Annotated in this window: 14 protein-coding genes and 1 tRNA gene; 14 read left to right on the top strand and 1 reads right to left on the bottom strand. The window is 66.9% G+C overall.

From position 1 onward, the window contains the following. Nucleotides 1-2: 2 nt before the first annotated feature. Nucleotides 3-902 (top strand): EamA family transporter, encoded by a 900-nt coding sequence (locus OXS49_RS08955; protein WP_267423625.1) that lies wholly within the window; start codon nt 3-5, stop codon nt 900-902. A gap of 111 nt (nt 903-1,013) precedes the next feature. Here the strand turns inward: OXS49_RS08955 and OXS49_RS08950 are convergent. Further along, a tRNA-Asp gene (locus OXS49_RS08950) sits at nt 1,014-1,090 on the bottom strand. A 326-nt stretch (nt 1,091-1,416) separates the two neighbouring features. Here OXS49_RS08950 and OXS49_RS08945 point away from each other — a divergent pair. From OXS49_RS08945 to nuoL, 13 genes are all read left to right on the top strand, one after another. Then, on the top strand, nt 1,417-1,782 hold the full coding sequence (locus OXS49_RS08945) for an NADH-quinone oxidoreductase subunit A (RefSeq protein WP_244006633.1): 366 nt from the start codon (nt 1,417-1,419) through the stop codon (nt 1,780-1,782). 41 nt (nt 1,783-1,823) lie between these two features. Beyond that, a complete protein-coding gene (locus OXS49_RS08940; protein ID WP_007560753.1) occupies nt 1,824-2,423 on the top strand; it encodes an NADH-quinone oxidoreductase subunit B in 600 nt (199 codons plus the stop codon). A gap of 9 nt (nt 2,424-2,432) precedes the next feature. Then, nucleotides 2,433-3,083, top strand: coding sequence for an NADH-quinone oxidoreductase subunit C (locus OXS49_RS08935; protein WP_267423623.1), 651 nt, complete (start codon nt 2,433-2,435; stop codon nt 3,081-3,083). A 16-nt stretch (nt 3,084-3,099) separates the two neighbouring features. Continuing rightward, entirely contained in the window at nt 3,100-4,290 is a 1,191-nt protein-coding gene (locus OXS49_RS08930; RefSeq protein WP_267423621.1) for an NADH-quinone oxidoreductase subunit D, read from the top strand. A gap of 9 nt (nt 4,291-4,299) precedes the next feature. Next, nucleotides 4,300-5,673, top strand: a complete 1,374-nt coding sequence (nuoE, locus tag OXS49_RS08925; protein ID WP_267423619.1) for an NADH-quinone oxidoreductase subunit NuoE — start codon at nt 4,300-4,302, stop codon at nt 5,671-5,673. Nucleotides 5,674-5,682: 9 nt separating this feature from the next. Further along, a complete protein-coding gene (gene nuoF / locus OXS49_RS08920) occupies nt 5,683-6,984 on the top strand; it encodes an NADH-quinone oxidoreductase subunit NuoF (protein WP_267423617.1) in 1,302 nt (433 codons plus the stop codon). Nucleotides 6,985-6,988: 4 nt separating this feature from the next. Further along, on the top strand, nt 6,989-7,198 hold the full coding sequence (locus tag OXS49_RS08915) for a hypothetical protein (RefSeq protein ID WP_267423615.1): 210 nt from the start codon (nt 6,989-6,991) through the stop codon (nt 7,196-7,198). A 10-nt stretch (nt 7,199-7,208) separates the two neighbouring features. After that, on the top strand, nt 7,209-9,290 hold the full coding sequence (gene nuoG, locus OXS49_RS08910) for an NADH-quinone oxidoreductase subunit NuoG (RefSeq protein ID WP_267423613.1): 2,082 nt from the start codon (nt 7,209-7,211) through the stop codon (nt 9,288-9,290). 12 nt (nt 9,291-9,302) lie between these two features. After that, nucleotides 9,303-10,325 (top strand): NADH-quinone oxidoreductase subunit NuoH, encoded by a 1,023-nt coding sequence (gene nuoH, locus OXS49_RS08905; protein WP_243927213.1) that lies wholly within the window; start codon nt 9,303-9,305, stop codon nt 10,323-10,325. 29 nt (nt 10,326-10,354) lie between these two features. Beyond that, nucleotides 10,355-10,843, top strand: a complete 489-nt coding sequence (gene nuoI, locus OXS49_RS08900) for an NADH-quinone oxidoreductase subunit NuoI (protein WP_007560744.1) — start codon at nt 10,355-10,357, stop codon at nt 10,841-10,843. A 119-nt stretch (nt 10,844-10,962) separates the two neighbouring features. Continuing rightward, nucleotides 10,963-11,583 carry an NADH-quinone oxidoreductase subunit J gene (locus OXS49_RS08895; protein ID WP_244006622.1) on the top strand — a complete coding sequence of 207 codons (621 nt, stop codon included), beginning with the start codon at nt 10,963-10,965 and terminating at the stop codon, nt 11,581-11,583. Nucleotides 11,584-11,605: 22 nt separating this feature from the next. Then, the gene (gene nuoK / locus OXS49_RS08890) at nt 11,606-11,911 is read left to right on the top strand and encodes an NADH-quinone oxidoreductase subunit NuoK (RefSeq protein ID WP_043351891.1); all 306 of its coding nucleotides are present in this window, start codon (nt 11,606-11,608) and stop codon (nt 11,909-11,911) included. Nucleotides 11,912-11,993: 82 nt separating this feature from the next. Further along, nucleotides 11,994-14,102, top strand: a complete 2,109-nt coding sequence (gene nuoL / locus OXS49_RS08885) for an NADH-quinone oxidoreductase subunit L (RefSeq protein WP_267423593.1) — start codon at nt 11,994-11,996, stop codon at nt 14,100-14,102.

Genomic DNA, 14,102 nt, shown 5'->3' with positions numbered 1-14,102 from the left:
CCATGACGCTGCGTGACGTGCTGGCCGCCCTCCTCGTCGTCACGATCCTCGGGCTGGCCTTCGTGGCCATCAAGGCCGGGTTGGAAACCGTCCCGCCGCTGACGCTCTGCAGCCTGCGCTTCGCCTTCGCGGCGGTGCCGGCGGTGTTGGTGATCCGGCCGCCCCACGCGCCCGCCCTTTTGGTCACGGCGTTCGGCTTGGCCCTCGGCGTCGGCCAGTTCGGGCTGCTGATGACCGGGATCCGGCTCGGAATGCCGGCCGGCCTGTCCTCGCTGCTGATCCAGACCCAGGTGCCGTTCACCGTGGCGCTCGCCTGGGCCGTGCTGGGCGAGCACCGACGCACCCTTCAGGTCCTAGGCGGCGTGGTCGCGCTCCTCGGCGTCGCCGCCGTTGCGCTCGAGCGGGGCGGCGACGCTCCGCTCGGGCCGCTGCTGATGGTGGTCGGCGCGGCCTTGGGCTGGGCCAGCGCCAACATCATCGTGAAGCGAATCGGCCGCGTCGATATGCTGGCGCTGATGGTCTGGAGCAGCCTCGCCACCACGCCGCCGCTCCTGGCCCTGTCGCTGATCGTGGAGGGACCGGCCGCCTTCGCGGCCTTGGCGCGTCCAAGCTGGGCGGCGATTGGCTCGGTCGCGTTCCAAGCCTATCCGACGACGCTCCTGGCCTTCGGGCTCTGGAGCGGGCTCCTGACGCGCTATCCCGCAGCCACCGTGACGCCCTTCGCGCTCCTGGTGCCGGTGGCGGGGATCCTGAGCACGCATTTCGTCCTGGGCGAACCGGTCAGCGCCAGCATCGTGGCCGGCGGCAGCCTGATTCTGGCGGGCATTGCGCTGAGTCTCCGCGGAGCCCGGCCCGCAAGCCGGGCACATCCGTCCACGGTAAAGGCGCCGAGGGCCGCGTGACGACCGCCCTACGCGTCCGCCGGTAGAATGCACGAACGATTGCCGCAGACGGCAACCAGCGCATCTCCCGCGCGGATCGGTCTACTCGCGTATTCAACGGGAAAAAAGACGTGGCGCGGGCGACGGGGCTCGAACCCGCGACCTCCGGCGTGACAGGCCGGCACTCTAACCAACTGAGCTACGCCCGCACGGCGTGGTCGCTTCGAAGGGGCGTTTCGCCCGGCGACGGGGCGGGGTTTATGGGGCGGCCGGGGGGCTGTCAAGCGCATCCACCCCGGTTTCGTGCATCGGCGCGCGGACGGACCTGCGCGCTTCCGTCGTGTTGCAGGCATGCCGCCCATGCCCATCTCTGAGAGGACTGACAGCGCGCTTTGTGCGACGCGACAAGCCATTGTCACGGGCCGGCGGCTCGACTAAGCCTCCGGCCGCGCGCATCTTGGCATAAGAACAATTCCACGGGCGAATCCGGTGTCGGCGTTGCACCGCGGTTTTCCTTGTCTCGCGAGGCCCTGGCATGACCGGATTGTTGGCGGATTACCTGCCGCTCATCGTGTTCATCGGCGTGGCACTGTTCATCGCCACGGCTCTGCTGGTCGTGCCGTTCCTCGTCGCGTACAAGAACCCGGATCCGGAGAAGCTCTCGGCCTACGAGTGCGGGTTCAACGCCTTCGACGACGCCCGCATGAAGTTCGACGTGCGGTTCTACCTCGTCGCGATCCTGTTCATCATCTTCGATCTTGAGGTCGCGTTCCTGTTCCCGTGGGCGATCACATTCGGGGATCTGGGCTGGTTCGGCTTCTGGTCGATGATGGTCTTCCTCGGCGTGCTGACCGTCGGTTTCGTCTACGAGTGGCGCAAGGGCGCCCTCGAATGGGATTGATACGCGACAGCCGCCTACCCGCACCCCATTCCGAGTCGCCGATGGCCCTGATCACCGACACGACCCACAGCCTGTCCCGCGCCCCCGCGGTCGCGCCCCAGCCGAAGGGGATCATCGATCCCAACACCGGCCGGCCGATCGGCGCGGACGATCCGACCTTCCTGTCGATCAGCGACGAGCTGGCCGACCGCGGCTTCCTGCTCACCACCACAGACGAGTTGATCAACTGGGCCCGCACCGGCTCGCTGATGTGGATGACCTTCGGCCTAGCCTGCTGCGCGGTCGAGATGATGCAGATGTCGATGCCGCGCTACGATTGCGAGCGCTTCGGCTTCGCGCCCCGCGGCTCGCCCCGCCAATCCGATGTGATGATCGTCGCCGGCACGCTGACCAACAAGATGGCCCCGGCGCTGCGCAAGGTCTACGACCAGATGCCGGAGCCGCGCTACGTCATCTCCATGGGCTCCTGCGCCAATGGCGGCGGCTACTACCACTACTCGTACTCGGTGGTGCGCGGCTGCGACCGGGTGGTGCCGGTGGACATTTACGTTCCTGGCTGCCCGCCCACCGCCGAGGCACTGCTCTACGGCGTGCTGCTTCTCCAGAAGAAGATCCGCCGCACCGGCACGATCGAGCGCTGAGGGGCGGCCATGACCAACGGCATCTCGATCCTGCCCCACACCCAGCCGGTCTACGGCGCGGACGCGATTTCGGCCATGGCCGAGCGGGTCGTCGGCGCCCTGGGCCCGGCGGTGGTGGCGCACACCATCACGTTCGGCGAGCTGACCCTGGTGGTCCAAGCCTCCGACATCGTCTACGTGCTGACCTACTTGCGCGACGATCCGGCCTGCGCGTTCCGCAACTTCATCGACATTTGCGGCGTGGACTATCCGCAGCGCGAGAAGCGCTTCGACGTGGTCTATCACTTGCTGTCGCTGCGCCATAACCTGCGCATCCGACTGAAGGTGCGGACCGACGAGGTGACGCCCGTCCCCTCGGTGATCGAAGTGTTCCCGGCCGCCAACTGGTACGAGCGCGAGACCTACGACCTCTACGGGATCCTGTTCTCGGGCCATCCCGACCTGCGCCGCCTGCTCACCGATTACGGCTTCGAGGGGCACCCGTTGCGAAAGGATTTTCCGCTGACCGGCTTCGTCGAGGTCCGCTACGATCAGGATCAGGCGCGGGTCGTGTACGAGCCGGTGAAGCTCACCCAAGAGTTCCGTAACTTCGACTTCCTGTCCCCGTGGGAAGGCACTGACTACGTGCTTCCGGGCGACGAGAAGAAGACGTCGGTTTGATCCGCGGAGACTGTTCGTGACAGAACACAATATCCGAAACTTCGCGATCAACTTCGGGCCGCAGCATCCGGCGGCGCACGGCGTGCTGCGCCTCGTGCTGGAACTCGACGGCGAGGTGGTCGAGCGCGTCGATCCGCATATCGGCCTGCTCCACCGCGGCACCGAGAAGCTGATCGAGTACAAGACCTACCTGCAGGCGACGCCTTATTTCGACCGGCTCGACTACGTGTCGCCGATGAATCAGGAGCATGCCTTCTGCCTCGCGATCGAGAAGCTCGCCGGGATCGAGGTGCCGCGGCGTGCGCAGCTGATTCGCGTGCTGTTCTGTGAGATCGGCCGTCTCCTGTCGCATCTCCTCAACGTCACCACGCAGGCGATGGATGTCGGCGCCCTCACGCCCCCGCTCTGGGGCTTCGAGGAGCGCGAGAAGCTGATGATCTTCTACGAGCGGGCCTCCGGCGCCCGGCTCCACGCCAATTACTTCCGGCCCGGCGGCGTCCACCAGGACCTGCCGCCAAAGCTGATCGACGACATCGACGCGTTCTGCGACCCGTTCCTGCAGGTCGTTCAGGACCTCGACGACCTCGTCATGGCCAACCGCATCTTCAAGCAGCGCAACGTCGACATCGGCATCGTGTCGGTCGACGAGGCGATGCAGTGGGGTTTTTCCGGCGTGATGGTGCGCGGCTCCGGCATCCCGTGGGACCTGCGCAAGGCGCAGCCCTACGAGTGCTACGACGAGATGGAGTTCGACATCCCCGTGGGGAAGAACGGCGACACCTACGATCGCCAGGTGATCCGCATGGAGGAGATGCGCGAGTCGGTGCGCATCATGAAGCAGTGCGTCGCCAAGCTGCGCGAACCCGCCGGCCAGGGTCCGATCGCCTCGATCGACGGCAAGTTCGCGCCGCCGCCGCGCCGGGAGATGAAGCGCTCGATGGAGGCGCTCATCCACCACTTCAAGCTCTACACCGAGGGTTTTCACGTCCCCGAAGGTGAGGTCTACGCCGCCGTGGAAGCGCCCAAGGGCGAGTTCGGCGTCTATCTCGTGTCGGACGGGACCAACAAGCCGTATCGCTGCAAGATCCGCGCGCCGGGCTTCGCGCATCTGCAGGCGATGGACTGGATGTGCCGCGGGCACCTTCTCGCCGACGTGTCCTGCGTGCTCGGCACGCTCGACATCGTGTTCGGCGAAGTGGATCGGTAAGATAAAGCGATGGCCAACCGCAGACTCGCCCCCGCCTCCGAACAGCCCCAAACCTTCGCGTTCTCGCCCGAGAACGCCGAGTGGGCCAAGACCCAGATCGCCAAGTACCCGGAGGGCCGTCAGGCCTCCGCGGTGATCTCGCTCCTGTGGAAGGCCCAGGAGCAGAATGGCGGCTGGCTGCCGCGGGCGGCGATCGAGGCGGTGGCGGCCGAACTCGGCATGCCGAACATCCGCGTGCTGGAGGTGGCGACCTTCTACACGATGTTCGCGCTGGAGCCGGTCGGGCGCTTCTGGATCCAGGTCTGCGGCACGGTGCCGTGCGATTCCTGCGGCGCGCGCGGGCTGAAGGAGATGCTCCACGACCGGCTCGGCGCGCCGGGCCACGTCTCGGCGGACGGCAACTTTTCCTGGCTGGAAGTCGAGTGCCTCGGCGCCTGCTGCAACGCGCCGATGGTGCAGATCAACCAGGATTATTACGAGGACCTGACGCCCGAATCGCTCGGCCAGTTGATGGACGACCTCGCGGCCGGCCGACCCGTGAAGGTCGGCTCGCAGACGGGGCGCGTCTCGTCTGAGCCCCAGGGCGCGGTGAACACGCTCACCGACCCGACCCTGTTCGATGGCTCGCGGGTCGGCGCGTGGCGCAAGCGCTTCGAGGAGGCCGGGAAGGCCGAGGAACCGGCGGCCAGCCCCGCCGCCAAGACCGGCGAGGCGGCGGCTGGCGCCCAGCAGGCCGCCACGAACCCGAAGCCGGCCCGGCCCGATGCCGGCCGCGCGGTCGAACGGACCGCCAGCGACGCACCGGCCCAGCGGGCCGCGAACGGTGAGACGCCGGTCAAGCCCGAGGATCGTGCCGATGCGGCCGAGCGCGGCCGGTCGACCGCCAAGGCCGGCGCCGCCCGGCAGGGTGACGCGGACGTGCTCGACTCGCCAGCCAAGCGCGTCGCCGAGGGCGAGCCCGCCGCGGGCGAACAGGGCAACCAGGATGTGCCGGCGCGCGATGCGGTTCCGCAGCAGCCGGAAGCCTCTGGCGCGAGCGACTCCGAGGTCGCGGCGGAGGCCGAGGAGGCGCGCGTCGCCGGCGCGCTGGCGGCTCTGCCGAAGGACGCGACGCCCGAACAGAAGGCCGACGCGGTCGGCAAGCGACCCCCGGCACTCGACGCCGCTCGCGCCGGACGGCCCGACGACCTTACCCGGATCGCGGGTATAGATCCGGACAACAGCCAGCGCCTGAACGGGCTCGGCATCTACCATTTCGACCAGATCGCCGCCTGGAGCCGCGACGAAATCACCTGGGTCGGCACCTACCTCGCGTTCCCGGGTCGCATCGACCGGGAGGACTGGGTCGGGCAGGCCAAGGCGCTGGCCGCGCCGGCTCAGTGAGGACCTGACATGCTGTCGGATCAGGATCGTATCTTTACCAACCTCTACGGGTTGCAGTCGCCGGGGCTGGACGCCGCCAAGAAGCGTGGCGCCTGGGACGGGACCAAGTTCCTTCTGGAGCAGGGCCGCGACTGGATCATCGACGAGATGAAGGCGTCGGGCCTGCGTGGCCGCGGCGGCGCAGGCTTTCCCACCGGCCTCAAGTGGTCGTTCATGCCCAAGAAGTCGGACGGGCGCCCGCATTACCTCGTGGTCAACGCCGACGAATCGGAGCCGGGCACCTGCAAGGACCGGGAGATCATGCGGCACGATCCGCATCTCCTGATCGAGGGCTGCATGCTGGCCTGCTTCGCGATGGCGGCGCATGCCTGCTACATCTACATCCGCGGGGAGTACGTCGCCGAGAAGCACGCGCTCCAGAAGGCCGTGGATGAGGCCTATGCGGCACGGCTCGTTGGCCAGTCGAACGTGCACGACTACCCCTTCGACATCTACGTCCACCACGGCGCTGGCGCCTATATTTGCGGCGAAGAGACGGCGCTGATCGAGAGTTTGGAGGGCAAGAAGGGGATGCCGCGGCTGAAGCCGCCGTTCCCGGCCAATATGGGCCTCTATGGCTGCCCCACGACCGTGAACAACGTCGAGTCGATCGCGGTGGCCGGCACGATCCTGCGCCGGGGCGGCGCATGGTTTGCGGGGCTTGGCGGCAAGAACAACACCGGCACCAAGCTGTTCTGCGTCTCGGGGCACGTCAACAAGCCCTGCAACGTCGAGGAGGAGCTAGGCATCACTTTCCGCGAGCTCATCGACCGCCATTGCGGCGGTATGCGCGGCGGCTGGGACAACCTGTTGTGCTCGATCCCGGGCGGCTCGTCGGTGCCGCTGGTGCCGGCCGAGCAGATCGTCGACGCCAAGATGGATTTCGACACTCTCCGCAACCTCGGCTCCGGCCTCGGCACGGCGGCGGTGATCGTGCTCGACAAGTCCACCGATATCGTCGCGGCGATCACGCGGATCTCGTATTTCTACAAGCACGAATCCTGCGGCCAGTGCACGCCCTGCCGGGAGGGCACCGGCTGGATGTGGCGGGTGATGCAGCGCATGACCGAGGGCCGCGCGCAGAAGCGCGAGATCGACATGCTGTTCGAGGTTACCAAGCAGATCGAGGGGCATACGATCTGCGCGCTCGGCGACGCCGCAGCTTGGCCGATCCAGGGCCTGATCAAGCACTTCCGCCCCGAGATCGAGAAGCGCATCGACCGCTACACCGCCAACCCGCACAGCGAGCCTGTGCCGATGGCCGCGGAGTGATCCGATGATGAGCCAGCCTGACAACCTGATGCTCGTATACCTGCGGCGGATCGACGAGAAGGTCGATCGCCTTAGTGACGATGTCCGTGAATTGAAGGGCCGCATGGCAGCGGTCGAAGAGAATCTGGCTGGCGTCCACCGGCGGATCGACAGGGTCGAGCTTCGCATCGAGCGAATCGGGCGACGTCTCGATCTCGCCGATGCCCCGCACTGAGATTGCACCGATGACAAAACTCCTCGTCGACGGCACCGAGGTCGACGTCCCCGCCGAATACACGCTGCTCCAGGCCTGCGAGGCCGCGGGCGCCGAGATCCCGCGCTTCTGCTTCCACGAGCGGCTGTCGATCGCCGGCAATTGCCGGATGTGCCTGGTCGAGCTGAAGGGCGCGCCGAAGCCGGTCGCGAGCTGCGCCTACGCGGTGAAGGATTGCCGCCCCGGCCCGAACGGCGAGCCACCGGAGATTCTGACCCGCTCCGGCCTGACCAAGAAGGCCCGGGAAGGGGTGATGGAGTTCCTCCTCATCAACCACCCGCTCGATTGCCCGATCTGCGACCAGGGCGGCCATTGCGACCTCCAGGATCAGGCGATGGCCTACGGGGTCGATTCAACCCGCTATCAGGAGAACAAGCGGGCGGTCGAGGAGAAGCATATCGGCCCGCTGGTGCGGACGGCGATGAACCGCTGCATCCACTGCACCCGCTGCGTGCGCTTCCTCGCCGAAGTGGCGGGCGTGCCCGACCTCGGCGCTATCGGCCGCGGCGAGGATATGGAAATCACCAGCTACCTCGAGCAGTCGATGGCCTCGGAGCTCCAGGGCAATGTCGCCGATCTCTGCCCGGTGGGCGCGCTGGTGCACCGGCCACAGAGCTACAACGTGCGGCCGTGGGAGCTGAACAAGACCGAATCGGTCGACGTGATGGACGCGGTCGGCTCATCGATCCGCATCGACACCCGCGGCCGCGAAGTCATGCAGATCGAGCCCCGGGTCAGCGAGGAGATCAACGAGGAGTGGATCTCCGACAAGACCCGCTACCACATCGACGGGCTGCGGATGCAGCGCCTCGACCGCCCGTACCTGCGTGAGAACGGCCGGCTGAGGCCCGCTTCCTGGGGTGAGGCGTTCCAGGCCATCGCCGCCAAGGTGAAGGGCGCGGATCCGAAGCGCATCGGCGCGGTGGTCGGCGACCTCGCGGGCGTCGAGGAGTTGTTTGCGCTCCGCGAGCTGATCCGAAGCCTCGGTTCGCCGAACCTCGATGGACGCCAGACCGATGCCGGCCTCGACCCGGCGCTGGGCCGCGCCTCGTACATCTTCAACCCGACGATTCCCGGCATCGAGGCCGCCGACGCGATCCTGATCGTCGGCGCCAACCCGCGGACCGAGGCCTCGTTGCTCAACGTGCGCATCCGCAAGCGCTGGCGCATGGCGCCACTGGCGGTGGGTGTGATCGGCGAGCCGGTCGATCTGACCTATCCAAGCCACTATATCGGCGCAGGCCCCGATTCGCTGACCGCGCTCGCGCGGGGCGAGCACAGTTTCCTCGAGATCCTCCAGGAAGCGAAGGCGCCGCTCGTGATCGTCGGCGCGAATGCCGCGCCGGGCGTGCTGAAGGCGGCCGCTACCCTCGCGAAGGATATCGGCGCGGTCTCAGCCGAGTGGAACGGCTTCGGCGTGCTGCATACGGCGGCGGCCCGGGTCGGCGCGCTCGATCTTGGCTTCGTGCCGGGGGAGGGCGGCCTGACCTTTGCGCAGATGCTGGAGCCGGGTGCGCTGGACGTGCTGTTCAACCTCGGCGCCGACGAGCGCGACGTGGCTCCGGGCGCCTTCGTGATCTACCAGGGCAGCCACGGCGACCGCGGCGCCTTACGTGCCGACGTCATCCTGCCGGGGGCCGCCTATAGCGAGAAGTCGGCGACCTGGGTGAACACCGAAGGCCGGGTCCAGATGGGCAACCGCGCCGCCTTCCCGCCGGGCGATGCCCGCGAGGATTGGGCGATCCTGCGCGCCCTTTCGGACGTGCTCGGCAAGCGCCTGCCGTTCGATTCGCTGACCGCTTTGCGCCGGGCGCTCTACGCCGCCCACCCGCATTTCGCGGCAGTCGGTGCGGTGGAGCCCGGCACCGTCACCGAGGCGGTCGACCGTCTCTCGGGCCTGGGCGGCGATGCCAGCGGGCCGGCCTTCGCATCGCCGGTGACCGACTTCTACCTGACCAACCCGATCACCCGCGCCTCGCAGATCCTCGCGGAGTGCTCGCGCATCGCCCGGGAGCGCGCCGCCGAGGCGCGGCCCCTGGCGGCGGCCGAGTAGGAGCCAAGACCGATGACGTCGCTCGAAATCCTCGGGACCGTGCTCCTGATCGTGCTGAAGAGCTTCGTGCTGCTCTCGGCGCTGCTCGTTTTCATCGCCTACGCGCTGCTCGCCGACCGGAAGATCTGGGCGGCGGTGCAGCTCCGGCGTGGGCCGAACGTGGTCGGGCCGTTCGGCCTGTTCCAGTCCTTCGCCGATCTGCTCAAGTTCGTGCTCAAGGAGCCGGTCATCCCGGCGGGCGCCAACAAGGCGATCTACCTGCTGGCGCCGCTGGTCTTCGCGATGCTCGCCTTGTCGAGCTGGGCGGTGATCCCGCTCGCCGACGGCTGGGCGATCGCCGACCTCAATGTCGGCATCACCTACATCTTCGCGATCTCCAGCTTGGGCGTCTACGGCGTCATCATGGGCGGCTGGGCGTCGAACTCGAAATACGCGTTCCTGGGCGCGCTCCGCTCGGCGGCGCAGATGATTTCCTACGAGGTCTCGCTTGGCTTCGTGATCATCTGCGTGCTGCTCTGCGCCGGCTCGCTCAACCTGTCGCGGATCGTGATGGCGCAGGATACCAGCCTCGGCCTGTTCGGCTGGTACTGGCTGTGGCTGTTCCCGATGTTCGTGGTGTTCTTCATCTCGGCGCTGGCCGAGACCAACCGTCCGCCCTTCGATCTGCCAGAGGCCGAATCGGAGCTCGTGGCCGGCTACATGGTAGAGTATTCCTCGACCCCGTACCTGCTGTTCATGCTCGGCGAGTACGTCGCAATCATGAGCATGTGCGCGCTGGGGACGATCCTGTTCTTGGGTGGCTGGCTCTCGCCGATCCCGTTCGCGCCCTTCACCTGGGTGCCCGGCGTGATCTGGTTCACCCTAAAGGCCAGCTTCCTGTTCTTCTTGTTCGCGATGGTGAAATCCATCGTGCCGCGCTACCGCTACGATCAGCTCATGCGCCTCGGCTGGAAGGTTTTTCTGCCGATCTCGCTGGTCTCGGTCGTCGTCGTCGCCTTCGTGCTCAAGCTCACCGGCCTCGCGCCGGGCGCCTGAGCCCACTCGCCGAATTCGGAGATCCGGGCATGAAGCTCGATCAGGTCGCAAAAAGCCTTCTGCTGAAGGAATTCGTGTCGGGGATGATCCTCGGCATGCGCTACTTCTTCAAGCCGAAGGCCACGATCAACTACCCCTTCGAGATGGGCCATCGCGGGCCCCGCTTCCGGGGGGAGCACGCGCTCCGTCGGTATCCCAACGGCGAGGAGCGTTGCATCGCCTGCAAGCTCTGCGAGGCGATCTGCCCGGCCCAAGCCATCACCATCGAGGCGGGCCCGCGCCGCAACGACGGCACCCGCCGAACGACTCGCTACGACATCGACATGGTGAAATGCATCTATTGCGGCATGTGCCAGGAGGCCTGCCCGGTGGACGCCATCGTCGAGGGGCCGAACTTCGAATTCTCGGTGGAGACCCGGGAGGAGCTTCTCTACGACAAGCAGAAGCTCCTGCTGAACGGCGACCGTTGGGAGCGCGAAATCGCCCGCAACATCGCGATGGACGCGCCTTATCGCTAATCCATGCGGGGCACGCTGTTGTGCCCCCGCCGACCGGGTTCTATAGACGGCCCGCCCGCTGCGGACCGTCTCCACGCACGGCAGAAGGGGCCGCTCCGGCGGCCGATCCCGACCAGCGCATGACCGCAGCAGCCGCCTTCTTCTATCTGTTCGCGAGCATCACGGTCGCGTCGGGCTTCATGGTGATCGCCTCGCGCAATCCCGTGGCCTCGGTGCTGTTCCTGATTCTCGCCTTTGTGAATGCCGCTGGCCTGTTCGTCCTGATGGGCGCCGAGTTCCTGGCGATGATCCTCGTGGTCGTCTACGTCGGCGCGGTCGCGGTGCTGTTCCTGTTCGTGGTGATGATGCTCGACGTGGACTTCGCCGAGCTGCGCCAGGGCTTCCAACAATACCTGCCGGTCGGCGCCCTGATCGGCGCGATCTTCCTGGTCGAGCTGCTGCTCGTCGTGGGTTCGTGGAGCATCGATCCGGGCCTCGTCCAGGCGCCGCTCAGCAACGTCGCTTCGGCCGAGAACCTCACCAATGCCCAAGCGCTGGGCCGGGTGATCTACACGGACTACGCCTACTTCTTCCAGCTCGCCGGCCTGATCCTGCTGGTCGCCATGATCGGCGCGATCGTGCTCACGCTGCGCGACCGGCCGGGCGTCAAGCGCCAGGACATCGCGGTCCAGAACGCCCGCACCCAGGCCATGGCGGTAGAGACCCGCAAGGTCCCGTCGCGCCAGGGTGTCGAGGTCTGATGTCTGCGCGGAGATTCGAACGATGATCGGCCTGAGTCACTACCTCACCGTCGCGGCGATCCTGTTCACACTCGGTGTGCTCGGCATCTTCATCAACCGCAAGAACATCATCGTCATCCTGATGTCGATCGAGCTGATCCTGCTCTCGGTCAATATCAACCTCGTCGCCTTCTCGACGCAGCTGAACGACATCACCGGACAGGTCTTCGCCCTGTTCGTTCTGACGGTCGCGGCTGCCGAGTCGGCGATCGGCCTCGCCATCCTGGTGGTGTTCTTCCGCAACCGCGGCTCCATCGCGGTGGAGGACGTGAGCATGATGAAGGGCTAAGGGCCTCCTTCCCCGCCGCCCCGATTCACATCCGGATGCCGCCGCCTCGCGGCCGGCCCGGAGGACGGACTGCAAGAGAGCGATGTATCACGCGATCGTCTTCTTCCCGCTCATCGGCTTCCTGATCGCCGGCCTGTTCGGCCGGTACATCGGGGCGCGGGCCTGCGAGTACATCACCACGGCGTTCCTCGCCTTCACGGCGCTGATCGCCTGGGGCGTGTTCCTCGACGGCGGCCACGCAGAGCGGGTGCAGGTCGCGTCCTGGTTCTCGGCCGGCGATCTTCAGGTCGACTGGGCCTTCAAGGTCGACACCCTGACCCGGGTGATGCTCGTGGTGGTGACCACGGTCTCGACGCTCGTGCACCTTTACTCCGTGGGCTACATGGAGGAGGATCCGCACCGGCCGCGGTTCTTCGCCTACTTGTCGCTGTTCACCTTCGCCATGCTGATGCTGGTGACGGCCGACAACCTCGTGCAGATGTTCTTCGGCTGGGAGGGCGTCGGCCTCGCCTCCTACCTGCTGATCGGTTTCTGGTACGAGAAGCCCTCGGCCAACGCCGCCGCCATGAAGGCGTTCATCGTCAACCGGGTCGGCGATTTCGGCTTCTCGCTCGGCATCTTCCTGGTCTTCGTGCTGACCGGCTCGGTGGCGTTCGACGCGATCTTCGGCAAGGTCGACGCGATCAAGACGCTCTCGTTCCACTTCCTCGGCTACGACTGGAACGCCCTGACGCTAGCCTGCCTGCTGCTGTTCATGGGCGCCATGGGCAAGTCGGCGCAGTTCCTGCTGCACACGTGGCTGCCGGACGCCATGGAAGGCCCGACTCCGGTCTCGGCGCTGATCCACGCCGCCACCATGGTGACCGCCGGCGTGTTCATGGTCGCCCGCCTGTCGCCGCTGTTCGAGGAGGCGCCGAACGCGCTGGTCGTCGTGACCGTGATCGGCGGCATTACGGCGTTCTTCGCGGCCACGATCGGCCTCGTGCAGAACGACATCAAGCGGGTGATCGCGTACTCGACCTGCTCGCAGCTCGGCTACATGTTCGTGGCGCTCGGCGTCGGCGCCTACTCGGCCGCCGTGTTCCACCTGTTCACCCACGCCTTCTTCAAGGCGCTGCTGTTCCTTGGGGCCGGCTCGGTCATCCACGCGATGCACCACGAGCAGGACATGCGGAACATGGGCGGCCTGCGCCGCTACATCCCCTATACCAGTGCCATGATGGCGATCGGCTCCCTCGCGCTGATCGGATTTCCCTACACCGCCGGCTACTACTCGAAAGACGCGATCATCGAGGCGGCCTACGCCTCGACCCGGCCCGGGCACACGCTGGCGTTCCTGTGCGTCGTGGTGGCGGCGTTCTTCACCTCGTTCTATTCCTGGCGCCTGTTCTTCATGACCTTCGAGGGTCCGGCCCGCTGGGGTGCGCATGCGGCGCACGATCAGCACGACGCCCCCGCGGTCGCACACGCGACCATGGCGCACGAGGCGGATGGGGCGCCCGGCCACACGGAAGGTGTCGCCCACGACGACAAGGGCCACGACATCGAGCCGGCCCACGAGAGCGACGTGGTCGCCGACGACCATCACGGCCACGGCCATCACGGCGACCACACGCCCCACGAAAGCCCGCTGGTGATGACGGTCCCGCTGGCGATCCTCGCCTTCGGGGCGCTGTTCGCCGGGATCGTCTTCCACAATCGCTTCATCGGCGAGGGGATGGACGCGTTCTGGGGCCACGCCCTGGCGCACGGCCCGAACAACCACATCATGCACGAGATCCACGAGGTCCCGGCGCTGGTCTCGTATTCACCGCTGATCATGCTGATCCTCGGCTTCGTGCTTGCCTTCTGGATGTACATCCGCCGGCCGGAACTGCCGGGCGCGCTCGCCGCGCAGCAGCCGTCGCTGTACCGGTTCCTGCTCAACAAGTGGTACTTCGACGAGATCTACGATCGGATCTTCGTCCGCCCGGCCAAGGATTTCGGCCTTTTCCTTTGGAAGCAGGGCGACGGCCAGATCATCGACGGGCTGGGCCCGAACGGCATCGCGGCCCGCGTCGTGGACGTGACCCGCGGGGTGGTCCGCCTCCAGACCGGCTACCTCTATCACTACGCCTTCGTGATGCTCATCGGCGTCGCCGGCCTGATCAGCTGGTACCTGATGTCCGGCCTGCCCAAGGGGGCTCACTGA

Origin of the sequence: Methylobacterium sp. GC_Met_2 (assembly GCF_026540795.1) — a bacterium.
Classification (GTDB): Bacteria; Pseudomonadota; Alphaproteobacteria; order Rhizobiales; family Beijerinckiaceae; genus Methylobacterium.
This window is presented reverse-complemented; position numbering and strand designations above follow the sequence as displayed.

Excerpts from the sequence above, each read along its gene's own strand:
- OXS49_RS08940 (WP_007560753.1), top strand. The coding sequence starts at position 1,824 with ATGGCCCTGATCACCGACACGACCCACAGCCTGTCCCGCGCCCCCGCG.
- OXS49_RS08945 (WP_244006633.1), top strand. The coding sequence starts at position 1,417 with ATGACCGGATTGTTGGCGGATTACCTGCCGCTCATCGTGTTCATCGGC.
- nuoG (WP_267423613.1), top strand. The coding sequence starts at position 7,209 with ATGACAAAACTCCTCGTCGACGGCACCGAGGTCGACGTCCCCGCCGAA.
- OXS49_RS08915 (WP_267423615.1), top strand. The coding sequence starts at position 6,989 with ATGATGAGCCAGCCTGACAACCTGATGCTCGTATACCTGCGGCGGATC.
- OXS49_RS08895 (WP_244006622.1), top strand. The coding sequence starts at position 10,963 with ATGACCGCAGCAGCCGCCTTCTTCTATCTGTTCGCGAGCATCACGGTC.
- nuoF (WP_267423617.1), top strand. The coding sequence starts at position 5,683 with ATGCTGTCGGATCAGGATCGTATCTTTACCAACCTCTACGGGTTGCAG.
- nuoK (WP_043351891.1), top strand. The coding sequence starts at position 11,606 with ATGATCGGCCTGAGTCACTACCTCACCGTCGCGGCGATCCTGTTCACA.
- OXS49_RS08935 (WP_267423623.1), top strand. The coding sequence starts at position 2,433 with ATGACCAACGGCATCTCGATCCTGCCCCACACCCAGCCGGTCTACGGC.
- nuoE (WP_267423619.1), top strand. The coding sequence starts at position 4,300 with ATGGCCAACCGCAGACTCGCCCCCGCCTCCGAACAGCCCCAAACCTTC.
- nuoI (WP_007560744.1), top strand. The coding sequence starts at position 10,355 with ATGAAGCTCGATCAGGTCGCAAAAAGCCTTCTGCTGAAGGAATTCGTG.
- OXS49_RS08955 (WP_267423625.1), top strand. The coding sequence starts at position 3 with ATGACGCTGCGTGACGTGCTGGCCGCCCTCCTCGTCGTCACGATCCTC.
- nuoH (WP_243927213.1), top strand. The coding sequence starts at position 9,303 with ATGACGTCGCTCGAAATCCTCGGGACCGTGCTCCTGATCGTGCTGAAG.
- nuoL (WP_267423593.1), top strand. The coding sequence starts at position 11,994 with ATGTATCACGCGATCGTCTTCTTCCCGCTCATCGGCTTCCTGATCGCC.